Origin of the sequence: Micromonospora sp. NPDC049203 (assembly GCF_043197215.1) — a bacterium.
GTDB lineage: Bacteria > Actinomycetota > Actinomycetes > Mycobacteriales > Micromonosporaceae > Micromonospora.
The window spans coordinates 1-25,697 of sequence record NZ_JBICSV010000012.1; the positions used below are offsets into that span (position 1 = coordinate 1).

Annotated in this window: 20 protein-coding genes; 11 read left to right on the forward strand and 9 right to left on the reverse strand. The window is 72.6% G+C overall.

Annotated elements, in window-relative coordinates; translation table 11 throughout:
• Positions 1–167 precede the first annotated feature (167 nt).
• Positions 168–1,724 (forward strand): glycosyltransferase 87 family protein, encoded by a 1,557-nt coding sequence (locus tag ACGFIA_RS25230; protein ID WP_357382112.1) that lies wholly within the window; start codon positions 168–170, stop codon positions 1,722–1,724.
• Between the two features lie 21 nt (positions 1,725–1,745).
• Here the strand turns inward: ACGFIA_RS25230 and ACGFIA_RS25235 are convergent, their stop codons facing one another.
• Together ACGFIA_RS25235 and ACGFIA_RS25240 are read right to left on the reverse strand one after the other, a co-directional pair.
• The gene (locus ACGFIA_RS25235) at positions 1,746–3,800 is read right to left on the reverse strand and encodes a hypothetical protein (RefSeq protein WP_357382110.1); all 2,055 of its coding nucleotides are present in this window, start codon (positions 3,798–3,800) and stop codon (positions 1,746–1,748) included.
• On the reverse strand, positions 3,797–4,579 hold the full coding sequence (locus ACGFIA_RS25240; protein WP_357382108.1) for a deoxyribonuclease IV: 783 nt from the start codon (positions 4,577–4,579) through the stop codon (positions 3,797–3,799). Before ACGFIA_RS25240 ends, ACGFIA_RS25235 begins: the two co-directional genes overlap by 4 nt.
• 627 nt (positions 4,580–5,206) lie before the next feature.
• On the opposite strand from ACGFIA_RS25240, the gene rpsF reads away from it, so the two are divergent.
• The 4 genes from rpsF to rplI all read left to right on the forward strand — a co-directional run bounded on the left by rpsF (position 5,207) and on the right by rplI (position 6,850).
• The gene (gene rpsF / locus ACGFIA_RS25245; RefSeq protein ID WP_013289357.1) at positions 5,207–5,497 is read left to right on the forward strand and encodes a 30S ribosomal protein S6; all 291 of its coding nucleotides are present in this window, start codon (positions 5,207–5,209) and stop codon (positions 5,495–5,497) included.
• An 80-nt stretch (positions 5,498–5,577) separates the two neighbouring features.
• Positions 5,578–6,108, forward strand: coding sequence for a single-stranded DNA-binding protein (locus ACGFIA_RS25250; protein WP_281588989.1), 531 nt, complete (start codon positions 5,578–5,580; stop codon positions 6,106–6,108).
• Positions 6,109–6,149: 41 nt separating this feature from the next.
• A complete protein-coding gene (gene rpsR, locus ACGFIA_RS25255; RefSeq protein ID WP_007073789.1) occupies positions 6,150–6,389 on the forward strand; it encodes a 30S ribosomal protein S18 in 240 nt (79 codons plus the stop codon).
• 14 nt (positions 6,390–6,403) lie between these two features.
• Positions 6,404–6,850, forward strand: a complete 447-nt coding sequence (gene rplI, locus ACGFIA_RS25260; protein ID WP_357382105.1) for a 50S ribosomal protein L9 — start codon at positions 6,404–6,406, stop codon at positions 6,848–6,850.
• Between the two features lie 94 nt (positions 6,851–6,944).
• On the opposite strand, the gene ACGFIA_RS25265 is transcribed toward rplI, so the two are convergent.
• Positions 6,945–8,642 (reverse strand): hypothetical protein, encoded by a 1,698-nt coding sequence (locus ACGFIA_RS25265; protein ID WP_357382103.1) that lies wholly within the window; start codon positions 8,640–8,642, stop codon positions 6,945–6,947.
• A 397-nt stretch (positions 8,643–9,039) separates the two neighbouring features.
• Here ACGFIA_RS25265 and dnaB point away from each other — a divergent pair, with 397 nt between their 5' ends.
• Entirely contained in the window at positions 9,040–11,859 is a 2,820-nt protein-coding gene (gene dnaB / locus ACGFIA_RS25270; RefSeq protein WP_393262451.1) for a replicative DNA helicase, read from the forward strand.
• A gap of 6 nt (positions 11,860–11,865) precedes the next feature.
• Here dnaB and ACGFIA_RS25275 read toward each other — a convergent pair whose 3' ends face one another.
• From ACGFIA_RS25275 to ACGFIA_RS25295, 5 genes are all read right to left on the reverse strand, one after another.
• The gene (locus ACGFIA_RS25275) at positions 11,866–12,546 is read right to left on the reverse strand and encodes a maleylpyruvate isomerase N-terminal domain-containing protein (protein WP_357382099.1); all 681 of its coding nucleotides are present in this window, start codon (positions 12,544–12,546) and stop codon (positions 11,866–11,868) included.
• Between the two features lie 94 nt (positions 12,547–12,640).
• A complete protein-coding gene (locus ACGFIA_RS25280) occupies positions 12,641–13,033 on the reverse strand; it encodes a zf-TFIIB domain-containing protein (RefSeq protein ID WP_357382097.1) in 393 nt (130 codons plus the stop codon).
• Between the two features lie 23 nt (positions 13,034–13,056).
• A complete protein-coding gene (locus tag ACGFIA_RS25285) occupies positions 13,057–13,689 on the reverse strand; it encodes a phosphoribosyltransferase (RefSeq protein WP_357382095.1) in 633 nt (210 codons plus the stop codon).
• On the reverse strand, positions 13,686–15,029 hold the full coding sequence (locus tag ACGFIA_RS25290; protein WP_357382093.1) for a glycosyltransferase family 87 protein: 1,344 nt from the start codon (positions 15,027–15,029) through the stop codon (positions 13,686–13,688). Before ACGFIA_RS25290 ends, ACGFIA_RS25285 begins: the two co-directional genes overlap by 4 nt.
• Positions 15,030–15,069: 40 nt before the next feature.
• Positions 15,070–17,607 carry a bifunctional diguanylate cyclase/phosphodiesterase gene (locus tag ACGFIA_RS25295; protein WP_357382091.1) on the reverse strand — a complete coding sequence of 846 codons (2,538 nt, stop codon included), beginning with the start codon at positions 17,605–17,607 and terminating at the stop codon, positions 15,070–15,072.
• Between the two features lie 468 nt (positions 17,608–18,075).
• Between ACGFIA_RS25295 and ACGFIA_RS25300 the strand changes: the two genes are divergently transcribed.
• The 5 genes from ACGFIA_RS25300 to ACGFIA_RS25320 all read left to right on the forward strand — a co-directional run bounded on the left by ACGFIA_RS25300 (position 18,076) and on the right by ACGFIA_RS25320 (position 24,097).
• Positions 18,076–21,144 carry a BTAD domain-containing putative transcriptional regulator gene (locus tag ACGFIA_RS25300; RefSeq protein ID WP_357470697.1) on the forward strand — a complete coding sequence of 1,023 codons (3,069 nt, stop codon included), beginning with the start codon at positions 18,076–18,078 and terminating at the stop codon, positions 21,142–21,144.
• A gap of 236 nt (positions 21,145–21,380) precedes the next feature.
• Positions 21,381–21,872, forward strand: coding sequence for a cyclic pyranopterin monophosphate synthase MoaC (gene moaC / locus ACGFIA_RS25305; protein WP_357382087.1), 492 nt, complete (start codon positions 21,381–21,383; stop codon positions 21,870–21,872).
• Complete coding sequence (locus ACGFIA_RS25310; protein ID WP_357382085.1) at positions 21,869–22,339, forward strand: MogA/MoaB family molybdenum cofactor biosynthesis protein; 471 nt, start codon at positions 21,869–21,871, stop codon at positions 22,337–22,339. Before moaC ends, ACGFIA_RS25310 begins: the two co-directional genes overlap by 4 nt.
• 37 nt (positions 22,340–22,376) lie before the next feature.
• A complete protein-coding gene (locus tag ACGFIA_RS25315; protein WP_357470700.1) occupies positions 22,377–23,636 on the forward strand; it encodes a molybdopterin molybdotransferase MoeA in 1,260 nt (419 codons plus the stop codon).
• Positions 23,637–23,671: 35 nt separating this feature from the next.
• Positions 23,672–24,097, forward strand: a complete 426-nt coding sequence (locus tag ACGFIA_RS25320) for a molybdenum cofactor biosynthesis protein MoaE (RefSeq protein WP_357470911.1) — start codon at positions 23,672–23,674, stop codon at positions 24,095–24,097.
• 4 nt (positions 24,098–24,101) lie between these two features.
• On the opposite strand, the gene ACGFIA_RS25325 is transcribed toward ACGFIA_RS25320, so the two are convergent.
• Positions 24,102–25,526: a glycosyltransferase 87 family protein gene (locus ACGFIA_RS25325; protein ID WP_357382081.1), complete on the reverse strand. Its 1,425-nt coding sequence runs from the start codon at positions 25,524–25,526 to the stop codon at positions 24,102–24,104.
• Positions 25,527–25,697 lie beyond the last annotated feature (171 nt).

Here is a 25,697-nt window from a genome sequence, read left to right on the forward strand (position 1 = left end):
CCCGCCCCCCCCCCCCCCCCCCCCCCCCCCCCCCCCCCCCCCCCCCCCCCCCCCCCCCCCCCCCCCCCCCCCCCCCCCCCCCCCCCCCCCCCCCCGCGTTTCGCGTACCGGAATTTCTCCGCGCGCGACGGGACGGCGACCCCCGGTGTACGGCAGGATGCGTCTTCATGAGCACCCAGTCGCCCGCAGGCATCGATGAGCCCGGCGCGTCCGAGGCGGCGCCACGATCCGCAGAGACGGTCGACCACCCGTCCCGCTCGGACTGGTTCGTCCGCGGTGCCTCCGGTCTGATCGGCGGGCCACTCGGCGACCACGCCGCCGCCCTGGACCGGCCCGCCGACCGCGAGAGCCGGTTCTGGACCGCCGGCCGGATCGTGCTGGCGCTCGTCTGCCTCACGCTGGCCCTGCACTGGGTGCAGAAGTCGCCCTGCCAGGACGGCGCCTGGCAGAACAACGTCCAGTACACCCGGATGTGCTACACCGACGTGCTGGCGCTCTACTACGCCGAAGGGCTCAACGAGGGCAAGGTGCCCTACGCCGACCACCCGGTGGAGTACCCGGTGCTGACCGGCTACTTCATGGGCGCCCTCGGCCTGCCGGTGCACGCCCTCGGCAGCGACAACCCCGCCATCAACCAGGGTCAGTGGTTCTACAACCTGAACGCGCTGGTGCTCGGCGCGCTCGCCGTCGCCACCGTCGCCGTGATCCTCAGCCTGCGCCGACGACGACCCTGGGACGCCGCCCTGTTCGCGCTCTCCCCGGCGCTAGTGCTCACCGCCACCGTCAACTGGGACCTGCTCGCCATCGGCCTGGCCGCGTTCGGTCTGCTGGCCTGGGCACGCGCCCGACCCGACCGGTACGGGATGCTGCTGCCCGCAGTGGCCGGAGTCCTCATCGGACTGGGCGGTGCGGCGAAGATGTGGCCGCTGTTCCTCCTCGGGCCGATCCTGGTGCTCGCGTTGCGCGCCGGCAAGCTGCTGGCCGGGCTCGTCGCCACGACGACCGCCCTGGTGACGCTCGTGGCCGTGAACCTGCCGGTGGCGATCCCCTACCGGGAGAACTGGGAACGCTTCTTCGACCTGAACACCACGCGCCCGATCGACTGGGGCACGCTCTGGTACATCGGCCGCTACCTGGACGGCCGGATCAGCCCGTCCTCGCCCGGCGAACTCGGGCCGTTCGAGTGGCTGAACGCCAACATCCCCACCCTCAACTGGCTGTCGTACCTGCTCTTCGGACTGGCCTGCCTCGGCGTGGCCGGGCTGGCGCTGCTCGCGCCGCGCCGCCCTCGCCTGGCCCAGCTCGCCTTCCTGGTGGTCGCCGCGTTCCTCATCTTCAGCAAGGTGTGGTCCCAGCAGTTCGTGCTCTGGCTGCTGCCCCTCGCGGTGCTCGCCCGGCCGCGCTGGGGCGCGTTCCTGGCCTGGCAGATCGCCGAGGTCTGCTACTTCGCCGCGTTCTACGGCGAACTGCTCGGCACCGCCATGTCCCGGCCGGTCTTCCCCGAGGGCGTCTTCGTGCTGGCGTCGAGCCTGCGACTGATCACCGTCGTGGTGCTCTGCGGGTTCGTGATCCGGGACGTCCTGCGACCCGAACTGGACGTCGTCCGGCACACCTACGCCGACGACCCGGACGGCGGGGTGCTCGACGGCGCCCCCGACGCGCCCTGGCATCAGCGGTGGCGGGCGCGTGCCGCCGAACGATCCGACCAACCCGTCCCGGTGTGACCGAGACGGTCGTGTTCCGGTCTACAGCCGGAACACGACCGCCTCGCCGTGCTGCTCGCGGGTCACTCCCGGCGTGTCGACCGGCCGGTCGAGCATCCCCTCCCACGGGGTGCCCGCCAGTTCGTCGCGCAACACGACCACGTTCTTCACGCCGATCTGCCGCAGGTAGTCGACGCTCGCGTAGTCCGGGAAGCTCACAGTCGCCTCCCGGATCTGCGCCTGGGAGCGCGGCGTGAAGCCACTGCCGCCGTTGACCATCGGCTGGAACCGGTCGGTCGACCAGAGCATCACCGGCTGGTCCAGGTTCTGGCTGCTCGGCAGCACCAGCATCGGGCCGTCCACAGTGCGCAGCGCCGCCGGCTGCCGCGGCACCACCGGCTGCGGCGTGGCGTTCAGCCCTTCGACGAGCACCAGCGCCAACGGCAGCAGCGTGGCCAGGCGCAGCCACGGGCCCGGCCACGGCGGCACCCGCTCGGCGGCCAGCTCGCGTACCCGCATGCAGAACGCGGTGACCGCGCCCGCCGCGAGCAGGCCCAGCAGCAGCGTGGCCCAGAGCATCATCCGGCCCGGCGTCCGCAGCCCGCTCCAGCCCGGCAGGTAGTCGAACAACGGCACGTAGGTGAACCGGCCGCCGAAGAACCGCGTTCCCATGGCCAGCGCCATCGTCACGAGCACCCCGGCGAGCAGGAAGATCCGGTGCCGGACCCGCCAGACCGAGAAGAACAGGCCACCGGCGGCGAGCGCGTAGAGCGCGAAGCCCGGCAGCAGCGTCATCTCCGGATGCCAGGGCAGCACGGCGCGGGCGCCCTCGTGCAGCCCGCCCCAGACGCGCGACTCGGCCGGCGCGGTGAAGAACCCGCTCGCGGGTGGTGAGTAGAGCCCGATGTCGCCGAGTGTCCGCTCCGCGTTCGGGTGCAGCTCGGCGACCTTGAAGTAGGGCACCGCCAGCGCCGCGCCCACCGCGGCGAAGGCGAGCCCGCCGAACACGTCCGCCAGGAACAGCCGCCGGCCGAACGGACGCCTCACCCGGCGCCGCCGTACGAACCACAGCACCACCGAGACCAGCACGGCCCCGGCCAGCATGTACGCGAACGGCAGCCCGATGCCGAAGCCGAGGCTGAGCTGCCACGCGGCCACCAGCCACCCGGCGAGCGCCCAGCCCGCGTGCCGGCGACGCGGCCGGTAGCCGTACCGCAGCGACCAGCCGTGACCCCGGGCCAGCATGGCCAGTGCCAGCGGGATGCCCCCGTTGGAGATGATGTGCAGGTGTCCCGCCTGGGCCAGCAGCCACGGCGCGTAGGCGAAGCTCGCCCCGGCCACCGCACCGCCGATGCGGCCCGCGCCGAGCTGCCGGGCCAGCGCGTACGCGCCGAACGCGGCGAGCGCGTGGGCCAGCACGAACATGATGTTGTAGCGCAGCACGGCGTGCTCCGGGCCGACCCCGATCAGGCCGGCCGGGGCGTACCCGAGGAGCGTGTCGGAGAACGCGAAGCTCCAGTTCTCCGGATAGAACGCGTTGGCGTGCCACAGCATCGCCGGGTCGGTACGCAGGATGTGCCCGGACCACGCCATCTGCCACGCCTGCAGGCTCGGGTCCCAGTAGTCCTGCGGCAGCGTGTGCCGCGGATAGCGCAGCGTGGGCCACGTCATCGCCGCGGCCAGCGCGAGCGCGGCGACGGCGGCGAGCGTCCACTCGTGCGCCAGGAAGCGGCCGACCGCGCGGATCGCCCGGCGTGGCCGGCCGAGCACCGGCTCCGGCGCCGGCCCGAACGCGGACCAGGGGTCGGTGGGCTTGTCGCCGTCCGTACCCGCTGTGTTCTCGTCCCCGGCGTCGGCACTCTCGCCGTCATCGGCGGTGCCGGCGTCGCCGTCGTCCGGCCGGGCGTCGTCCCTGTCGGCGGCGGCCCCGTCCCGGACCCCGGCGGTCTTGTCGGCCCCGGCGGTTTCCGTGTCGGCCTCGCCGGGCAGGGCTGCCCCGGCCGTGTCATCCGGCCGGTCCGGCGCGTTCGTGCCGTCGTCCGGCCGGTTCTCGGCGCGGGACCGGCGGCCGGTCGTGCCGGACTGCTCGGTCGTCACGCCGTCGCGCCCAACTGCCCCCGCAGGAACGCGATGTCGGCGGCCTGGCCCTCGACGCCGCCGGGGGTCTCCACGATCACCGGTGCGCCGGCCGCGCGGATCACCGCCACCAGCAGTTCCGGGTCGATGGTGCCGCCGGTGAGGTTGTCGTGCCGGTCCTGGCCGGAGTTGAACGCGCCCTTGGAGTTGTTCGCGTGGATCAGGTCGATCCGGCCGGTGATCGCCTTCACCCGGTCGACCAGGCCCAGCAGTTCCTCGCCGCCCGCGTACGCGTGGCAGGTGTCCAGGCAGAAGCCGACCTCGTAGTCGCCGAGCGCGTCCCAGAGCCGGGCCAGGGAGTCGAGGTGCCGGGCACAGGCGTTGTCACCGCCGGCGGTGTTCTCGATCAGCACCGGCAGCGGGAAGCCGCCGGAGTCCGCCGCGTACGCGAAGGTCTTGCGCCAGTTGTCGAAGCCGACGGCGACGTCGTGGCCGGCGTTGACGTGGCCGCCGTGCACGATCAGCCCGCTGGCCCCGACGTCGGCCGCCGCGGCGGCGTGGGCGAGCAGCAGCTTGCGGCTGGGGATGCGGATGCGGTTGTTGAGCGTGGCTACGTTGATCACGTACGGCGCGTGCACGTAGAGGTCGACGTCGGCGGAGCGCAGGCGCTCGGCGTCCTCGCGTGGCTTCGGGGCCTTCCAGCCCTGCGGGTCGGCCAGGAAGAACTGGACCGCCTCGGCCTGCCGTGCGGTCGCCTCGGCCAGCGGGTCGGTCGGATCGACGTGGGCTCCGATTCGCATGCTGGGCAGCCTACGTCGCGCCTGCGACGGTCGGCGCGCTCGCGCGGGGTGCCCGGCGGGTCGGACGCGTCACCACCGGGCCCGGCGGTCGTTGTCCGAGATGGGATCGATGGTCGACGCTCCGCCCGAACGTGGTCCACAGCACGGACGGGCGAGGGTGGACCCCCGGCAACGGGACGCCCCGCCGTGCGGCCCGGCGCGACGGGGCGGGATCCGCTCGTCATTCCGGTACGGGAGACCAGCAGTCGGACCAATTCTTCCATTTACCCCAAGTGGTGACGAGAGCCATTGTATGGTCAGACCAGGTGACAACACGATAAAGCTCCGCGGGGCGTCTTCGATCCAACCTCATCGGTGTGGTCGTTCCTCCCCAGGTCCCACCCAAGGAATGCGGACGGGACGCCCCGCGGTCTCGTGGACAGGGGTCCACCTCTCATCCGGAGGTGGACCCCTGTCACGCATCCGGCGCACCGGGGCCACCGGCCCGGCCATGATCGTCCGGACCGGCTATCCTGGTGCGGTTGTCCGTGTCCGGCCGGGTTCCCCCGGCACCGGCCGCGGCAGCGACGCACGACCTCCTGCCACGGAAGGACCGTGGCCGCTTAGCCCACAGGAGGTGAGCACGTCTTGCGTCATTACGAAGTAATGGTGATCCTCGACCCCAGCCTCGAGGAGCGCACCGTCGCCCCGTCGCTCGACACGTACCTGAACGTGATCCGGACCGCGGGTGGCTCGGTGGAGAAGACCGACGTGTGGGGCCGCCGGCGCCTCGCGTACGAGATCAACAAGAAGGCCGAGGGCATCTACGCCGTCATCGACCTCCAGGCGACGCCGGAGGCCGTTGGCGAGCTGGACCGTCAGCTCCGACTCAACGAGTCGGTGCTGCGCACCAAGGTCATCCGTCCGGAGATGCGCTGAGCATCTAGACCCGGCACGTCCGGATCAAGCCTCATCCACGCTGTCGTACGGCTCTGAGAGCCTGTACGGCACAACGATGAGTGCGCGAGGAGATGGTCATGGCAGGAGACACCACCATCACGGTCATCGGCAACCTGACCGATGACCCCGAGTTGCGATTCACCCCCTCCGGCGCGGCGGTCGCCAAGTTCCGGGTCGCTTCGACGCCCCGCTTCATGGATAAGGCCTCCGGCGAGTGGAAGGACGGCGAGCCGCTGTTCCTCTCGTGCACGGTCTGGCGCCAGGCCGCCGAGAACGTCGCCGAGTCGCTGCAGCGCGGCGCTCGCGTGATCGTGTCCGGCCGGCTGCGTCAGCGGTCGTACGAGACCCGTGAGGGTGAGAAGCGCACCGTCATCGAGCTGGAGGTCGACGAGATCGGCCCGTCGCTGCGCTACGCCACGGCGAAGGTGCAGAAGATGTCCCGCTCCGGTGGCGGTGGCGGCGGCTTCGGTGGTGGTGGCGGCCAGGGTGGCGGCGGAGGCAACTTCGACGACCCCTGGGCCTCTGCTGCCCCTGCCCCCTCCCGCAGTGGTTCGGGCGGCGGAAACTTCGACGAGGAGCCCCCGTTCTGATGGCGCCGAGCGCCCGCGATCGCAAACCAGGAGCAAGAGCAATGGCGAAGGCTGCGGCACTGCGCAAGCCGAAGAAGAAGGTGAACCCGCTCGACAAGGACGGGATCACCTATATCGATTACAAGGACACCGCGCTGCTGCGCAAGTTCATCTCCGACCGCGGCAAGATCCGCGCTCGGCGGGTGACCGGCGTGACCTCGCAGCAGCAGCGGCAGATCGCCCGTGCGGTCAAGAACGCCCGTGAGATGGCGCTCCTGCCCTACACGGCCACGGCCCGCTGAGAGGAGGCACGGACATGAAGATCATCCTGACTCAGGAGGTGTCCGGCCTCGGCTCTCCGGGCGACATCGTCGAGGTGAAGGACGGCTTCGGCCGTAACTACCTGCTGCCGCAGGGCTTCGCGATCGCCTGGACCAAGGGCGCGGAGAAGCAGGTCACGGTCATCAAGCGGGCCCGCTCGGCCCGCGAGATCCGCGACCTCGGCCACGCCACCGAGGTGAAGACCCAGGTCGAGGGCCTGAAGGTCAACCTGAAGGCCCGCGCCGGCGACGGCGGCCGGCTCTTCGGCTCGGTCACCCCGGCCGAGATCGTCGACGCCGTCAAGGCCGCCGGCGGCCCGACCCTGGACCGCCGCCGGCTGGAGATGCCCGGCCACATCAAGGCGCTCGGCTCCTACCCGGTCAGCATCCGGCTGCACCCCGAGGTGACCGCCAAGTTCGACCTGAACGTGGTCAAGGGCTGACACCCGAAGCACGACGTGAAAGGCCCGCACCGCTTGCCGGTGCGGGCCTTTCAGCATCCCCGGCGCTCGGCCGGAGTCGCTCGACGCAAGCCGCTCAACCGAGCGGCTTGCCCGTCACCGCGCTGATCACGACCGTGGACAGCCCACCACCCACCACGGCGGCCGCCAGCGCCACCGTGGCCGACCGCCACGTCGTCCCGACCTGCCGCAACAACACCGCCACCACCAGACTGCTCACCATCGCCAACCCGAACCGCGGTGCCGCCGACAGCAACGACTCCAGCGCGTGCGCGCGCGGGGAATCACAGCCGCCACCGGTGATGTCCGTGACGCACCCCGCCGGAGGCTGACCACTCAGGAGCAGCAGACCGACCACCAGCAGCACCGCCGGCACCAGATAACACGCCGCCGTGTAGACCAGCGGACGCAACGGGCCACCCGGATCCGGATCCAGCAGGTCGTCTTCCAGCCGCCGGCCCCACGAACCGCCGCCGATCGTCTCCACCCGCCGCCGCAACGTCGACGGCGCCGGCTCCACCGGGCGACGACGAGGCGCGGTACGCGGACGCGGTGCCGAGTACGCCACCGCAGGTGAACGCGGGGCCGTCGACGGCGTCTCCATCCAGCGCGGATCGTCACCCGAGAGGCGGGTACCCGACCAGAACGCCTCGGCCCGCTCCGGCGACGCCCAGCCCTCCCGCACCGGCGGCACCGAACGGTCCCACGGATCGGCATCCGCGTACCGGTCGTCGGTGTCCCGCACCGGCTCCATGAAACCCGTGTCGGTGAACCGGTCCCACTCACCGGTGTGCTCGGTACGGTCCCACCGGCTCTCCGCCCGGCCCCGGCCGCTCGCGGGCACCGGCCGGTCCCAGGCATGCAGCCCGGACGCGTCCCACGGATCCACAGCGGGCGGGTCCACCGGCTCACGCCCGGCCGCCCGGCGACGCTGCCACGGATCCGCCGCCGGCCGCGACCGGGCCGACTCCGGCTCCGCCGCCTTCGCGGACGCCGCCGTCCGTCCCCAGGTGGCCTCCGGCTCCGCCGCCTTCGCGGTCTCCGTCGCCCGTCCCCAGGTGGCCTCCCGCTCCGCGGCCCTCGACGGCGACCAGCCCGCATCCGGCGCCGCCGGCCACTCGGCATCCGACGCCGACGGGGACCACGCGCCATCCGAAGCCGCCGACCGCGACCAGGCGGAGTCCGACCCCGCTGGCGGCGGCCAGGAGGAACCCGACGCCGGCCGGCGCCGCCGACCCGTCGGCAGCCCACCCTCCGGCCCGGCCGGCCCTTCGCCCGAACCCGCCGGCTCCGGCAGCCCCGACCAGGTCACCTGCGGCCGGCGCGTCGCCGCGCGACGCGGACGACTCCGGGGCACCGCCCCCGACACCGGCTCGTCGTCCTGGTCCGCCCGCCGGTTACCCACGTACCCCCGCTCCTGCGGGGCGTCCATCGTCCACTCGGCGGTGTGATCCGACAGTGGACCCGCACCGATCGCGCGCAGATCCCGCCGGGCACTTCCCGAGGTGGGCGGCTCCACCTCGTCGTCGTCCGGCGCGGCATGCCGCCCGCCGCCGTCCGCGCGACTCACCCCGGATTCCAGCGCCCACCGCGGAAGGTACGTCTCCACCGGCTCGTCCTGGCCACGCTCGATCGCCCGCCGCCGGCTCGCCGTGCGGTAGCCCTCCGGCGCGTACGAGTCGACCCGGCGCGGCCCGGCGGGCTCGTCCCAGGAACCGCTCGGCCGTCGCTCGCGCGGGCTGTCCTCTCCGCTTGCCCAGTCCCGGTGTCTCACGGCCGGAGCGTGACCTCTCTCAACCCGAAAGTAAACCCGCTGTCCCAGGTGTCGCCGTTCGCAGCGATAGTACGGGACGAACGACGACAAAGCTCGACCGGAAATCTTCCGTCCACAGGGTGGGGATAGGAAAAGCCCAGGTCAGAGGCGATACGCCCAGAATTCCCCATCACTTTTCCACACCCCTGTGCACACCCTGCGCACATGCCTGTCCCCAGGCGTCCACAGGTTGTCCCAAGGCTCATCCACCGGCCTTGTTGAGCGGCTGACCTCGGGTTCCGTATCGTTGGCCCCCGACCGCCGGGCGATGACCCCCGATCGACCGGAGGGTCGGCGCAGAGTTGTCATACCCCGGCGATAGAGCTGGACTCGATCCGACGCAGCGAGGGGGGAACCCGTGTCGGTCACCGACGAGACGCGTGCGGAACGGACCGGGGGACAATCGCCCGAGCCACCGCCGCGCGAATCTGCGTTCGAAAAGACACCACCCCAGGACGTCGCCGCCGAGCAGTGCGTACTCGGCGGCATGCTGCTGTCCAAGGACGCCATCGCCGACGTCGTGGAGATCCTGAAGACAAACGACTTCTACCGCCCGGTCCACGCCACCATCTTCGACGCGATCCTCGACATCTACGGACGCGGCGAACCGGCCGACCCGATCACCGTGGCGGCCGCGCTCGCCGACTCCGGCGACCTCGCCCGGATCGGCGGTGCCCCCTACCTGCACACGCTCATCGCGAGCGTGCCCACTGCCGCGAACGCCGCCTACTACGCCCGCATCGTCGGCGAACGGGCAGTGCTCCGCCGGCTGGTCGAGGCCGGCACCCGGATCGTGCAGCTCGGCTACGGCACCGGCCCGAGCGGCAGCCGCGACGTGGACGACATCGTCGACCTCGCTCAGCAGGCCGTCTACGAGATCACCGAGAAGCGCGTCAGCGAGGACTTCGCCGTCCTGGCCGACATGCTCCAGCCGACGCTCGACGAGATCGAGGCGGTCGGCGCCCAGGGCGGGGTGATGACGGGCGTGCCGACCGGGTTCACCGACCTCGACCGCCTGCTCAACGGCCTGCACGCCGGCCAGCTCATCATCGTGGCCGGCCGGCCTGGTCTCGGTAAGGCGCTCGCACTCGACACCCCGCTGCCCACCCCGCAGGGCTGGACAACCATGGGTGAGGTGCGCGTCGGTGAGCAGCTCCTCGCCGCGGACGGCACCCCGACGACGATCACCAACGTCTTCGACGTGATGTACGACCGCCCCTGCTACGAGGTCGAGTTCTCCGACGGAAGCGTCATCGTGGCGGACGCCGAGCACCTGTGGAAGACCAACACCCGCGCCGGCCGACGCCAGCCGGAGGCACGCCGGCGGCACCACTGGGCCGAGCCGGCGTTGGCGAAGGTACGGTCGGCCGAGGCGACCGCATCCGCCGAACCGCACCGCCTGGTCACTCTCGCGGAAACCCTGGAACAGGTCGGCCCGGAATTCCGCAACGTGCTTCACACGGTGGCGCAGACGGTGGGTTCCAACGGCAAGGTCGCCCGCCCGGTGACCCGGGCCGGCAAGACACGCAACTGGACGGCTCCGGGCTACCCGGTGGGCGCGTTGATCTCCGGCCTCGGTGCACGCGCGGAACGACCGGTGAACGCCGGCAGCCGCGCCGAGCATGACGGGATCGTCACGACGGCGCAGATCGCGGCCACGCTTCGTACCGAGACGGCCGACCGCCGTCTCAACCACGCCGTGCGGAACTGCGCACCGCTCCGACTTCCGGAACGCGACCTGGCCGTCCCGCCGTACACCCTCGGGGTGTGGCTCGGCGACGGGCACACCGGGGCCAGCCGCTTCACCACCGCGGACGCGGAGATGCTCGACCTCGTGGCCCAGGACGGCTTCCTGGTGCGCCCGAGCGGGCCCATGGTCTACAGCGTGCATCTGCCCACGTCGGCCAGGACGGCGGACCGCACCTGCGTCGACTGCGGCGGCTCCACCCGTGCCCTGCGGGAGAACCCCGGAACCCGCCGCTGCGCCGAGTGCTACGAACGGAACGGTTCCTTCCTGGCCCTGCTCCGCGAAGTCGGGGTGGCCTACGACAAGCACATTCCGGACGACTATCTACGCGCCTCCGAGACCCAGCGCCGGGCGTTGCTCGCCGGTCTCATGGACACCGACGGCACGGTGGCGCCGACCGGGAACCTGCGGTACACGTCCACCTCGCGGCGTTTGATCGACGGCGTACGGGAACTCGTCGTCAGCCTGGGCTATCGGTGCACCATGACCGAGCGCAAGGTGCGCGGCCGTACCGAGGAATCGTCGATCGCGTACACGCTGAACTTCTCCACGCCGGACCCGGTCTTCCGGCTGGACCGGAAGCGGACCGCCCATGCGGCCCGGCGCCGGACGCTCTCGGACGTCCGCTCCCACTCGCGTTTCATCGTGGACGTCCGTCCGGTGCCGAGCGTTCCGGTGCGCTGTGTGACTGTCGACAATCCCGACCATCTGTATCTGGCGGGCCGCTCGATGATCCCGACGCACAACAGCACGGCGAGTATGGACTTCGCCCGAAATGCGGCTATCCGCGCCAACCAGGCGTCGGCGATCTTTTCGCTGGAGATGAGCAAGGTCGAGATCGTCATGCGACTCCTCTCGGCCGAGGCGCGCGTACCGCTGCACGTGCTGCGCAGCGGGCAGCTCTCCGACGACGACTGGACCAAGCTGGCCCGCTGCATGGGCGAGATCAGCGAGGCGCCGCTCTTCGTCGACGACACGCCGAGCATGAACCTCATGGAGATCCGGGCGAAGGCGCGGCGGCTCAAGCAGAAGCACGACCTGAAGCTGATCGTCGTCGACTATCTCCAGCTGATGACCTCGCCGAAGCGCACCGAAAGCCGGCAGCAGGAGGTCGCGGACCTGTCCCGTGGCCTGAAGCTGCTGGCCAAGGAGGTCGAGTGCCCGGTGATCGCCGTGAGTCAGCTGAACCGTGGTCCCGAGCAGCGCACTGACAAGCGGCCGCAATTGTCCGACTTGCGGGAATCCGGGTCTATTGAGCAAGATGCAGACGTTGTCATTCTTTTGCACCGAGATGACTACTATGACAAGGAGTCGCCGCGAGCGGGCGAGGCGGACTTCATCATCGCCAAGCACAGAAACGGGCCCACCGACACCGTGACGGTCGCGGCGCAGCTCCACCTGTCGCGCTTCGTGGACATGGCGATCGTCTGACCGGCGTCAGCCGAGCAGCGGGAACCAGCCGGCGGCCTCGCCCAGCTCCAGCCGGTCCCGGTCGGTGAGCGGCACCCGTCCCGCCGCCTTCAGCAGGTATTCGTGGTCGTCCCAGCCGGCCGGACGCACCGCGTCGTCACTGAGCAGGCCGTCCATGGTGGTCGCCGCGACCCGCGTCGGGTCCGCCGCCGGTCGCGGCGCGTCCGGCAGGTCCACCACCAGGTCCAGGTGATGGATGACCGCCTCGGTGGTCAGGGTGGCGAGCAGATGGGGTACGCGCAGCACGTGGCCCTGCGTGGTCACGTACCCGTCGGGGTCGGCTGCGGTCGCCGCGCGGACGGCGGCGGGTGCGGTGTCGGTCCAGAGGCGGACCACGCCGGTGGGCCGGTCGAAGGCGACGGCGGAGCGGCGTGCCCACCAGGCGTGCCCGGCGCTCGCGTCGTCGTCGCCGGGGGTGAAGGCGCGCCAGTAGCTGACGTCGTCCACGTCGGCCGGTCCGGGTGCGGGGCTGGCCAGGGCGACGAGTGCGCGCTGGGCGTCGCAGAGCACGTGGAAGAGCAGGTCGGCGACGAGCCAGCCGCGGCACCGGGTGGGCCGTTGCAGGCCGGCGTCGTCGAGCGGGGTGACCACGGCGGTGATGCCGTCGTACGCCTGGGCCAGCGCCTCGTGCTGCCGGATCGGGCTCATGCCGAGCAGCCTGCCACGGTGTGGCAGGCGCGGCACGGCGACGAGCGCGCCGGGTCGATGCGGTGCACCGGCCCGGCGTGCGTGTGGTCGGCGGTCAGTCGAACAGTTCGCCGAGGAAGCCGTGCTTCTTCTTGCGCCGGTAGTGGCCGTGGTAGCCGTAGTGCTGCTGCTGACCGTGGCCGTACGCGGGCTGCGCGTAGCCGTGGCCGGGCGGCGGCGGAGGGGGCGGGGGGACGGCGCCGTAGCCGGGCTGGTGCGGCGCGGCGGCGGGCGGGGGCGGGGGCGGTGGGTAGCCGGCACCGGTCGGCGCGGTCTGCTGCGGAGCGCCGCCGTGCTGCCGGTTCCAGTTGGCCTCGGCGTCGAACAGCTTCTCCAGCTCGCCGCGGTCGAGGAAGATGCCGCGGCATTCGCCGCACTGGTCGATGACTACTCCGCTGCGCTCGTACTGGCGCATTTCTCCCCGGCACTTGGGACAGGTCATCTGCATGACAACGAAGGTACCGGGTGTTCTCACGCGGGGGCGGTCAGCGCCTGCGTGACCTCGTCGTCGGAGACCTCGTGGAAGTCCTCGTAGTACGCGCCGACGGCGGCGAAGTCGTGCGGGAGTTGGCAGCTCACGACCGTGTCGGCGTCGGCGGCGAGCATGTCGTACGCCTGCTCGGAGCCGACCGGGACGGCGACGAGGACGCGGGCGGCGCCGAGGTGGCGGGCGACCTGGACGGCGGCGCGGGCGGTGGCGCCGGTGGCGAGCCCGTCGTCGACGATGACGGCGGTGCGTCCGGTGAGGTCCAGTGGTGGCCGGCCGCCTCGGTAGCGCTGTTCGCGGCGTTCCAGTTCGGCCTGTTCGCGGCGGCGGACCTGGGCCCTGTCGTTCTCGCTGATCCGGCCGGCGACCATCTCGTTGAGGACCTGCACGCCGCCGGGGCCGAGTGCGCCGTACGCGACCTCGGGCGCCCAGGGCACGCCGAGCTTGCGGACGACGAGCACGTCGAGTGGTGCGCCGAGCCGGTCGGCGACCACCCGGGCGACGGGTATGCCGCCGCGTACCAGGCCGAGCACGATGACGTCGGGCCGGCCGGCGAGGTCGGTGAGTCGCTCGGCGAGTTCCCGTCCCGCCTCGGCCCGGTCGCGGTAGGTGGTCATTCCTCAGGTGTACGCCTTCGGGCCCCCTCGCGCGGGGCGGTTGCCGGGAATGCCGCCGGGTCGCCCGGTCGGGTGAGCGCCAGTGCGGGGGCGAGGACGAGCAGGGCGGCCGGGTAGAGCAGGTAGCCGAAGCGGGTGGAGGGCATCAGCAGGATCGCGGCGAGCAGCCCGTACCCGCAGATGAGCGCCGTGGCGGCGGCGGTGCGGGGCGGGCGGCGCAGCAGTCGGGCGGCGATGGCGAGTCCGGCGGCGACGAGCAGTGCGGCGGCGACGGCGCGTCCGGCGGGGAGGGTCTCGGCGATGAGGTGCCCGGGGAACGGTGACTGGGCGGGGCTGGTGACGAGGCCGTGGCCGAGGGGGAAGCGCAGCACGTTCTCGACGAGGGCGTCGCGGTCGACGAGCAGTACCGGGAGCAGGGCGAGGACGGGGAGGCCGAGGGCGCCGAGGGCGGTGCGGGGCGCGGCCCGGCGGGTGGCGGCCCAGCAGATCAGGACGACGGCGACCGGCCAGGCGAGGAGTTTCAGCGCGCCGGCGACGCCGACGGCGAGGCCGGCGCGGCCGGGTCGTCCGGTGGCGGCGAGCGCGAGGGCGAGCAGGCAGAGCGCGAGTACGGGGAGGTCGTCGCCGCCGGTGGCGAGGGTGAGCGCGCAGACGGGCAGGACGGTGGCGGCCTGGACGGCGCGCAGGACGGCGGCGTCGCGGCGGGGTGCGGCGGGGCCGCCGTGTGCGCGCAGCGTGGCGACGAGGGCGACGAGGGTGAGTGCGGTGACCACTGCGAACCAGACGCGGGAGTCGGTCCACCAGGCGTCCACGGCGGCTCTGGGCAGTCCGAACAGTGCCATGCCGGGCTGGTAGGGGGTGTAGCCGAGGAGTTGCTCGCCGGGGGGCAGGGCGGCGATGGCGTCGGGTCCGAGGTAGGGGGTGCCGTGCTCGGCGAGGCGGGTGCCGGCGTGTTCGACGACGATCACCTCCTCCTGGGCGCGGTCGGTGCGTCCGGCGGCGCGTTCGACGCTCTGCGTGACGACGGGCAGCAGCGCGGTGGTGGCCCAGGTGAGGGCGGTGATGGCCCACCGTGCGGGCAGGCGGGCCAGGGTGGTGCCGGGGTCGCGGCGGCGGGCGAGCAGTTGGGTGGTGGCGGCGAGCGCGGCGAGCGCGTACCCGATGGTGGCGACGGCTCCCCAGGCGCGGTGCGGCGGGAGCGTGGAGGTGGCGGCGGTGATCGCGGCGAAGGCGGTGGCGGCGGCGTAGAGGCCCAGGTCGAGGGCGAGGCCGCCGGCTGCGGTGTCGAGCGCCGACCAGCGGCGGGAGAGGGCGGTCGGTGGGTCGGCGAGGGCGGTCACGCGGGCCAGTCTGGCAGACCTGTGGTGTGTCCCGGCCGGGTCAGGGTTGCCGGGCGTCGCCGGTGGCGGCGGGGGGTGACGGGCGGGTGCGGCCGGTGCGGCGGCCGGGGAGGCGGATCACGGCGCCGGCGTCGTGCAGTGCCGGTGCGAGCGCGCCGGTCCGGCCGCCGTGGCCGCGTTGGAGGGTGGCGAGCAGCGCGGCGGCGGGCAGTGGCCGGGCGAACAGGTGGCCCTGCCCGGCGGCGCAGCCGAGTTCCCAGAGCGCGCGGCGTTGCGGTTCGCTCTCCACGCCCTCGGCGACGACTGTGAGGTCGAGGCTGCGGCCGAGGTCGAGGGTGGAGCGGATGACGGCGGCGGCTTCGGGGGCGGTCTCCATCGCGCCGACAAAGCTGCGGTCGATCTTCAATTCGTGTACGGGGATGCGGGAGAGCAGGGAGAGCGACGAGTATCCGGTGCCGAAGTCGTCGAGTGCCAGCCGGACGCCGGAGTCACGTAGCCGGCTGAGGACGCGGTCGACGACGTCGAGTTGGCTGAGTGTGAGTGTCTCGGTGAGTTCCAGCACGAGCCGGTCCGGCGGGAGGTCGTGGGCGCGTAGCCGGGCCAGCACCGCGCCGGGGAAGCGGGCGTCGAGGAGGCTGCGCGGGGACACGTTCACCGAGACGGGCAGGTCGAAGCCGGCGTCGCGCCAGGAGCCGGCGGCGATGAGCGCCTGGTCGAGGATGGCCTCGGCGAACGCGGGGAGCAGCCCGGAGCGTTCCACCGCTTCGAGGAACCGCAGCGGGTCGATGAGTCCGTGGGTGGGGTGGTGCCAGCGGGCCAGGGCTTCGGCGCCGATCACCTGGCCGCTGCCGAGGTCGACGATGGGCTGGAAGTTGACAGTGAATTCGTGGTCGGCGACGGCGCGGGGCAGTTCGCCGCCGAGGGTGAGCCGGCTCAGGTCGGCGGTGTCGCGGGCGGGGGCGTAGGTGGCGACCCGTTGGCCGGCGCGTTTGGCCTGGTACATGGCCACGTCGGCGCGGCGTAGCAGTTCCGCCATGCCGCCGGTGGCGGGGGCGACGGCGATGCCGCCGCTGGCCTCGACGCTGATCCGCATGCCGTCGAGGTCGAGCGGGTCGTGCAGCGCCGCGAGCAGGGCTTCGGCGCGGTGCGCGGCGACGGCCGGGGCGGGCAGGCCGCGCAGCAGTACGGCGAACTCGTCGCCGCCGAGCCGGGCGACGAGGTCGTCGGGGCGGGCCGCGCCGCGCAGCCGTTCGGCGACCTGGATGAGCACCCGGTCGCCGGCGCCGTGGCCGAGGGTGTCGTTCACTTCCTTGAAGTGGTTGAGGTCGATCAGCACCAGGGCGGTGACGCCGTCGGCGTGCCGGGTGGTGAGCTGGGCGCCGCCCTCGTCGAGCAGGTGGCGGCGGTTGGACAGGCCGGTGAGGGCGTCGTGGGTGGCGGCGTAGGCGTGGTCCTCGGCGATGCGGGCGAGTTCGGCGTACGCCTGGGCGTTGCGGACGGCGGTGCAGAGGGCGGAGGCGAAGGTGCGCAGCGTGTACTGCTCTCGTTCGGAGAGTTCGACCGGCCCGGCGAACCGTAGCCGCAGCACGCCGACATCGACGGTCCGGTCGTGGCCTTCGAGGCGGTTGGTCAGTACCGAACCTTCGATTGTGCTGGGTTCGCCGGCCGGGCCACGGTAGGTGATCGCTCCGCCGACGCCGCGTACCACCAGCGCTTCCTCACGTAGTTCGATTTCCACCTCGTCGGCGGAGAACAGCTCGGTCGCCTGTGTGACGGCTGTCGTGAGCACCCGATTGAGATCGACTACATTCAATGCGTCAGTCGTCCGGGCCAGCCGTTGCCAGGCTTCCCGTTCGGCGCGATTGCGAAGCCGGCTGGAGTAGGCGAGATGCAGGCTCAGCACGAGAGGCGGTACGACGATCAGGAAGGTCGGGTCGATCCGGAGGATGAGCAGCGTGCACAGGATCACCGAGAAGCGGGCGAGCACGCTCGCCAGCCGGAGGTCCCACTGCTCCCGGAAGCGCTTGCGGATCGGTGTTCCGGTCGCGAAGGCGAGGACCGGGAAGGTGAGCAGCTCGTCGAGGGCGACGACTGTCACGTAGGCCAGCACCAGGGCGGGCAGCGAGCGGCTGATCGGGCCGGACCAGGGCCAGGACCAGCCGGCGGCGACGAGGACCAGGCCTCCGGCCGCCGCCAGCGTCATCTCCTTGGCGATGCCGAAGACCAGCTTGATCGGGGGGAGGCGGCCGATGAGGCGGGTGATGGCGACACCGACGCCGGTGGCGATGACGACCCATGGCACGGGTGCGACGGCGAGCCCGATCACGGTGGCCGCGTCCGTCCAGGAAACGCCGTGGGTGGTGGCACGAATGCGGATTCGCACATTCACCGTCGCGGCCGCGGCGACCAGAAAGGTGATCGTCGCCGCGCGGGTGACGTCCTTCCGGGTGGCCAGGTCGCCGGCGCCGATCAGGTGGATGCTCACCAGCGTGGCCAGCCCGGCCAGAAACACGACGAGACCGACAAGCAGCAAGAGCCGCCGATCGGTCCCATTGTCGCGTGCGTGGGCGCGAGTCACGTGGTCTGCCTCCACCGCGCTCGTTCGTAGCTGAGCGTGTGTCCGTACTGTACGGCCCGCTCAGGCGCCCTCGGAAGTTCGCTTCACAGCCAGTCGTTGCCGCGCATGGCCTCGCCCCTTCGTTCGACCCCCGGAACCGGCGCCAGCCGGCCCATCCGACGTCGAACATGTTATGGCTTTTAGGCCCGGATACATCCATTAGATGTCCATATGCGCATATTGCGCCAATGCACCTGGTTCTTGTTACGCTCGGTCTTTGAGTGGAGACTGAACGCATATTCAGTGCGTGCTTTCAAGTGGGATTATCAAGCTCTTCCTCACCGGGTGTCTGTAGCCGTTCGGTTTCCCCTTGCGTAACATCCGCCACGACAACTCACAGAAAAAGCCTCGTCGCTCTCCGGCACCGGAACGTCGGCAGAGTATTGGGTGCTATCTTCCGTAAGTCTGCATTTCGCATGGTCCACACGGGTGCGGGTAAAGGGATTCGCCGCGTTCGTCGCGCGGGGGGAACAGTTGGTGGATATCCGGCTGCTGGGTGTGCCGGAGGTGTGGCAGGGCTCCGATCCCCTGCCGCTCGGCACGCCCAAGCAGCAGACGGCGCTGGCGGTGCTGGTGCTGCACGCCGGTCACCTGGTCACCGTCGACACCCTCGTCGATGAACTGTGGCCCGACGACCCACCCCGTTCCGCCCTGGCGAACGTGCGGACCTACGTGGGCAACCTCCGGCGGACGTTCGACCGGCACCACGGGCCGATCCTGGTGCGGCTCGCCGGCGGCTACCGCCTGGACGTGGCCGACGAGCGGGTGGACGTACGTCGGTTCGAGCACCTGACCGGCGACGCGGCCTCGGCCTGGTCGGACGGGCGGCACGAGCGGGCCGACGAACTGCTCCGCCAGGGCGAATGCCTGTGGCGCGGCCCTCTGGTGGCAGGCCTGCGGGTGGGGCCGGTCCTGTCGGCACGCCGGGCGGCGCTGGAGGAGCAGCGGCTGGCGGCGATCGAACTCCGCGCGCGGCTCGACGTCGCACTCGGCCGCACCAGAGCGGCCATCGCCCTCCTCACCGACCACGTGACCAGCCATCCCTACCGGGAGCAGGCGCACGCGTTGCTGGCCGGCGCGCTGAAGGCGGACGGGGACGCCGGCGGCGCCCTCGCCGCCATCCACCGGGCCGAGTCGATCCTCACCCGGCAACTCGGCGTCGAGCCGGGACCCGAACTGCTCAGCCTGCGACGGTCCCTGCTGGGCACGGCCGCGGCACGCGCGGTCTCCCCGGCCGGGTCGGGCCGGGCGGGCGTGGACGCCCCGGACACGCGGCGGGTGCGCCCCCGCCACCTGCCGCGCGGCGGCGCCCCCTTCGTCGGACGGCGGGAACTCGTCGAGCGGACGCTGGCGGAGATGGGCTCGGCGGCCGGCGGGAGACCGGCCGTACGGGTGGTCGACGGTATGGCGGGCAGCGGCAAGACCCTCTTCGCGCTGCACCTGGCGCACCTGCTCGGCGACCGTTACCCGGACGGGCGACTCTTCATCGACCTGCGGGGCCACACCGAAGGGGCGCCGGTCGAACCGGGTGACGCGCTCACGGTGCTACTGCGCCAGCTGGAGGTGCCGGCCGCGCGGATCCCCGGAGATCACGAGGAACGCGCCGAACTGTGGCAGCGCGAGTTGCGGGGACGTCGCGTGGTCGTGGTGCTGGACAACGCGGCCGACAGCCGCCAGGTGCGCCCGCTCCTGCCCGCCGGCCCGGGACCGGCCGTCCTGGTCACCAGCCGCCGGAGGCTGTCGGTCAGCGACATCGGGCCGCCCGTCTCGCTGCCCGTGATGACCTCCGACGAGGCGGTGGAGCTTCTGGCGCGGACCGCCGGTGCGGAGCGGATCAGCGGGGAACCGGAGGCCGCGACCGAGGTGGTCCGCCGCTGCGGGCATCTGCCGCTGGCCGTCCGGCTGGCCGGCGGGTGGCTCGCCCACCGGCCGGCCTGGCGAGTCGCCGACCTGGCCCGGCGGCTCGAGGCCGGCGGTACGGTGCTGCGGCAGCTGGCGGTGGAGCAGCAGACCGTCGGTGGCGCCTTCTCCGCCTCGTACGAGCACCTGAGCGAACCCGTGAAGTGGCTGTTCCGGCTGGTCAGCATGCATCCCGGCGACTCCTTCGACGCGCGTACGGCCGCCGCGCTCGCCGGTTCCCCGCTCGAGGGCACCGAACGGATGCTCGACGACCTCCTCGACCGGCACCTGATCGAGGAGGTCACTCCCGGGCACTACGGGATGCACGACCTGATGCGTCAGTACTCGGCCGAACTCCTGCGCGAGTCGACGGACGCCGAGCGACGCCGCGAGGCGGCCGGGCGCCTGCTGGACCACGTCCTGCACCAGGTGGCCGTCCGGGCCGGCTCACTGGACCAGCAGGTGCTGGCCACCCACCTGCGCCTCGGGGCGCCGCTGCGTCCCGACCTGGTCGACGAGACCGACCGGGCCGACGTCGAATGGCTGGAACGGGAGCGGCCCAACCTCATCGCCCTGATCAGATTCGCCCTCGACGAGGAGCACCCCGGATACGCGTGGCGCCTGGCCCGGGCCATGTGGCGGTTCTGCTACATGCGGGGGTACTTCGAGGACATCGTCGCCACCCACCAGGCCGGCCTGACCGCCGCCGAGCGCACCGGCGACCGCGCGGCAGAGGCGGTGATGCACAACTACCTCGCGTCCGCGTACACCCGGACCGGCAGCTACCTGGACTCGCTGCGCCACCTCGAGGTGGCGGTGTCCATCTCCCGCGACCTGCACGACCGGCGCGGCGAGTACCGCTACCGGGCGAACCTCGTGGTCGTCAACTGGCTCACCGGCAACTCCGAGCGGGCGGTGAGCCTCGGGCGGCAGTTGCTGCGGGAGGACACGCGAGGCGCCGTCGACCCGATCTCGGCCCTGCCCAACCTGGGGTACGCGCTGACCGCGGTCGGGCGCTATCCCGAAGCGCTCCGGGCTCACCGGCAGCACCTGTTCCTGGCCCGGTGCCAGGGCAGCCTGTTCCACATGTCGAACGCGCTCGGGCACATCGCCTCGGTGGAGAACCGACTCGGGAACCACCGCAAGGCGGTGCGCCTGATCAAGGCGTCGCTGCGGCTGCGCGAGGAGACCGGGCACCGGTTCGGTGAGGCGGAGGCCCGCAACGACCTCGGCATCGCGTACCGCCGTCTGGGCCGGCTCGACGAAGCCCGCGTCCAGCACGAACTCTCGCTCGACCTGGCGCGGGACTCCAGTGACAGACATCTGCGGGCGGCCGCGTTGAACGACCTCGGCCTGACGCTGAGCGCCGCCGGGCACGCCGACCAGGCCAGGTCCATGCACCTGGAGGCCCTCGCCCTCGCCAACCGCATCGCGCATCCGTACGAGCAGGCCCGGGCCCTGAACGCGCTGGCCGACCATCTGTCCGTCACCGACCCCGCCGAGGCGGACCGCTACCGGCAGCGAGCGATGGCGATCTTCGAACGGACGGGCGCTCCCGAGCGCCACGACCTGCGCCGACAGCTCTCCGTCTCGGCCTGACCGCGGCTTATCGATTTCTTATCGCGGCGTTCGCTAGCGTCCCCCGCAACGGCCACGGGGAGGGTTCATCCCGGGGGAGCGGACCCGGCCGGACGGGACCCTCACCGCCGATTCCCAGACGAATCGGCGGTGGGCAGGCGAGGGAGGGGCGTCGTGCACCAGCAGCCGCTGCGGCGCCCTTCCCCGCCACCGGTCGGGTGCCGCGTCGTGTCGTACCCGGCGGATAGGGTCGGGCCGTGACCGAACCCGCGCAGCTCACCCACGTCGATCCGGCCGGCGCGGCCCGGATGGTCGACGTCTCCGCAAAGCCGGTCTCCGGCCGGCTCGCCGTCGCCGCCGGCCGCCTCCGCACCACGGCCGAGGTGGTGGAGCTGCTGCGCCGCGACGGCCTGCCCAAGGGCGACGCGCTCGCCGTCGGCCGCCTCGCCGGCATCATGGGGGCCAAGCGCACACCCGACCTGATCCCGCTCTGCCACCCGATCGCGCTGCACGGCGTCACCGTCGACCTCGACCTCACCGCCGACACGGTGGAGATCACCGCGACCGCGAGGACCGCCGACCGCACTGGCGTCGAGATGGAGGCGCTGACCGCGGTGGCGGTCGCCGGTCTCGCCCTGGTCGACATGGTCAAGGCGGTCGACCCGGCCGCCTCGGTGGACGCCGTCCGGGTGCTCCGCAAGGAGGGCGGCAAGACCGGCGAGTGGGTCCGGCCGGAGGACCGGCCGTGATCCGGGCCCGGGTGATCGTGGCGTCCAACCGGGCCGCCGCCGGGGTCTACGAGGACACCAGCGGCCCGCTGCTCGTGACCGGCCTGCGCGAGCTGGGGTGCGAGGTCGACGCTCCGGTGGTGGTGCCGGACGGCGAACCGGTCGGCGACGCCCTGCGGGCGGCCCGCGCCGACGGCGTCGACGTGGTGCTGACCAGCGGCGGCACCGGCATCACCCCGACCGACCGCACGCCCGAGGTGACCCGCGAGCTGCTCGACTACGAGATCCCCGGCATCGCCGAGGCGATTCGCGCGCACAGCCGCGACAGCGTGCCGACCGCCGCGCTGTCCCGAGGGCTGGCCGGGGTCGCCGGCCGGACGCTCGTGGTCAACCTGCCCGGTTCGCGCGGCGGCGCCCGCGACGGCCTGGCCGTGCTCGGGCCGATCCTGCGCCATGCCGTGGACCAGCTTCGCGGCGGTGACCACTGAACCCGCGAGGCACGTGCCCCGGCGCTAGGCTCGCCGGATGAGCACGGAAACCGAAGCCGCCGCAGCCGAGGCGGGCACGCCACCCCCGGCCGGGTGGGAGGAGGCCCGCTCCCGGGTGTACGCGGTGGGCCTGTCCGCCGCGCTGCCCGCTGTCGCCCGCCCGCTGGCCGAGGCCGACGGGCACACGCTGGCCGAGCCGTTGGGCACGCGCACCGACCTGCCGGCGTTCCCGACCTCCAGCGTGGACGGTTGGGCGGTGCGGGGTCCCGGGCCGTGGCGGGTGGTCGGGCGGGTGCTCGCCGGGCACACCGCGCCGCCGCTGGAGGCGGACGGTAGCACCGTGGAGATCGCCACCGGTGCGATGGTGCCCGAGGGCGCGACGGCGATCCTGCGGATCGAGGAGTCGACACGTACGGCGGACGGCCTGGTGTCCGGCACACCCCGCCCGGCGCCGGAGTGGCGGGAGCCGGGCGAGGAGGCGTACCTCGGGGAGGAGCTGTTGCCCGCCGGCACGCCGGTGGACCCGGCGGTGATCGGCCTGGCCGCCTCCTGCGGGCACGACACGCTGCGGGTCCGCCGCCCACCCCGGGCCGCGCTGCTGGTCTTCGGCGACGAACTGCTCACCTCGGGTCCGCCCGGCGCCGGGCGGGTCCGGGACGCGCTCGGCCCGTCGGTGCCGGGCTGGCTGCGCCGCTACGGCTGCCAGGTGCGCGCGGCCGACGTGGTCGGCCCGGTCGCCGACACGCTGCCCGCGCACGTCGCCGCGGTGCGGGGCGCGCTCGCCAACGCCGACCTGGTCTGCACCACCGGCGGCACCATGCACGGCCCGGTCGACCACCTGCACCCGACGCTGGAGGCGCTCGGCGCCGACTACGTGGTGAACACGGTGGCGGTGCGCCCGGGCTTCCCGATGCTGCTCGCCCGGCTGGTGGACGGCGACGGGCGGGTCCGGTTCGTGGCCGGCCTGCCCGGCAACCCGCAGTCAGCCGTGGTGGCGCTCGTGTCGCTCGTCGCGCCGCTGCTCGCCGGTCTCACCGGCCGGCCGATGCCGGTGCTGCCACACGTGACGCTCGCCGAGCCGGTTGCCGGGCGCGGTCGCTACACCCATCTGGCGCTGGCCCGCTGGGACCGGGTCGCCGGGACGGCGTACCCGGTGCGGCACGTGGGCTCGGCGATGCTGCGCGGGCTGGCCGGCGCGGACGGCTTCGCGGTGATCCGGCCCGGCACCAGCGGCGCGGCCGGCGACCGGGTGCCGTTCGTGCCGCTGCCGCTGACCCCGGGGGAGCGATTCGGGTGAGCGCGACGAACGAGCCGACGGGAGACGCCGTGACCGTGAAAGCAGGCGTGACGATCGGGACGGTCTCCGACCGGCCGCTCGACCTGGCCGCGCACGAGGCGGCGGTCACCGACCGCCGGGCCGGGGCGGTGGTGTCCTTCCAGGGCGTCGTCCGCGACCACGACCACGGGCGGGCGGTCACCCGGCTGGAATACGAGGGCCACCCCTCCGCCGAGGCGGTGCTGCGCGAGGTGGCGGCCGAGATCGCGGCCGACCCGCTGGTCTACGCGGTGGCGGTGTCGCACCGGATCGGCCCGCTGGAGATCGGGGACGTGGCGCTGGTAGCGGCGGTCAGCACGGCGCACCGGGCGGCCGCGTTCGCCGCCTGCGCCCGGCTGGTCGACGAGGTGAAGGCGCGGCTGCCGATCTGGAAGCGCCAGGTCTTCGACGACGGCACCGAAGAGTGGGTGAACTGCCCCTGAAGGCTCAGCGCCGGGCGGCGAGCGCGGCGGTGCGGCCCAACCGGTCGTGGTAGAACGCCGGCTCGGCGCCAGGGCGCCACGGCAGCGCCGCGACGAGCACGATCAGGGCGATGGCCAGGGAGTTCTCCATGAGCGCGCCGAACAGGCCGTCCTGGTAGTGGGACACCTCGGGGAGCTGGTGCTCGTACGGCCAGATCGGTGAGATCAGGAACAGCAGGTAGAGCACCAGCGCGCCGGCACCGTGGCGGAGCCCGGTCAGCGTGGGATACCAGATCGGCGGGCGTAGTGCCGGCACGCCGGTGGCCGAGGGGCTGCCGGTGCCGCGCGGCGGCAGGCCGCGACTGGCTTCGCGGCGGCGTACCGCGGCGTCGGCCAGCACGATGATCGCCGGGATGACCCAGATCAGGTGGTGCGACCAGGAGATCGGGCTGATCACGTTGGCGGTGAGCCCGACGAGCGTGAACGCGGTCAGCTCGTCGCCGTCGGCGCGGGCGCTCATCGCCCGGGACAGGCCCAGCGCCAGGACCAGCACCGAGAACGCCAACCAGAGCAGCCCGGGCGTCTCGATCGAGTCGTAGAGCCGCGCCAGCAGGCCGGCGAGGGACTGGTTGGCGGTCATGTCCGCCGCGCCGACCCGCTCGGTCTGCCAGAGCACGCCGGTGAAGTACGCGCGGGACTCCTCACCGAGCACGCCGAACGTCGCGATCGTCACGCCGATCGTGGTGGCCACAGCGGTGAGCGCGGCCCGCCACTGCCGGGTGAGCATCAGGTACGCCACGAACAGCGCCGGGGTGAGCTTGACGGCGGTGGCGAGCCCGATGCCCACACCGGCCCAGGCGCCGCTGTAGACGAACCGGGCCAGCGGCGAGTCGGCCGTCTCGTGGTGGGTGCCCCGCTTGGCCCGCCAGCGCAGGCCCACCATGTCCGCCATGATCAGCGCGAACAGCAGCAGGTTTACCTGCCCGTAGCCGAGCGTCTCCCGGGACGGCTCGATGGCGACGGCGAGCGGGGTGGCGATGCCGACGCTGAACCAGAGCGGCCAGCCGAGCCGGTCCACGATGGGACGGAGCAGCGCCGCTAGGACGACAGCGAGCGCGCCGATGCTGGCCAGCGCGTTCACGAAACCGGCGCCGTCGACCGGGAGCCAGGACATCGGCAGCATGACCAGCGCGGCGAACGGCGGGTAGGTGAAGCCCAGCGTGGTCGAGGGCGCGACGAAGTCGTACAGCTCGTTGCCGCCGGCCCACCACAGCACCGCGCCGTGGTAGATCTTCATGTCGAAGAAGTTGTAGGGCCGTCCGAAGGCGCCGATGGCGAGCCACGCCGCGTACGACACGGCGGCGACCACGCCGAGACGCATCGCGATCCGGCGGTCGACGCGGGAGGCCGGGGCGAGGCGGTTGGTCCGTCTACCGACTGTCGTCGGCATGGCGTGGCCACCCCCGTACCAAGGTCGTCGTACCCGTTCAGGTCCAGAACGGAGCCTAGAACGGCGCCTCACGTTGCTGCCTCCCGCGTTACGCGACCGTGTCCGATCCCACACGTGTTTGCGACATTTCCACCGCGTTAACGGGTGTCGGACGGTTCAGGTGATTGATGG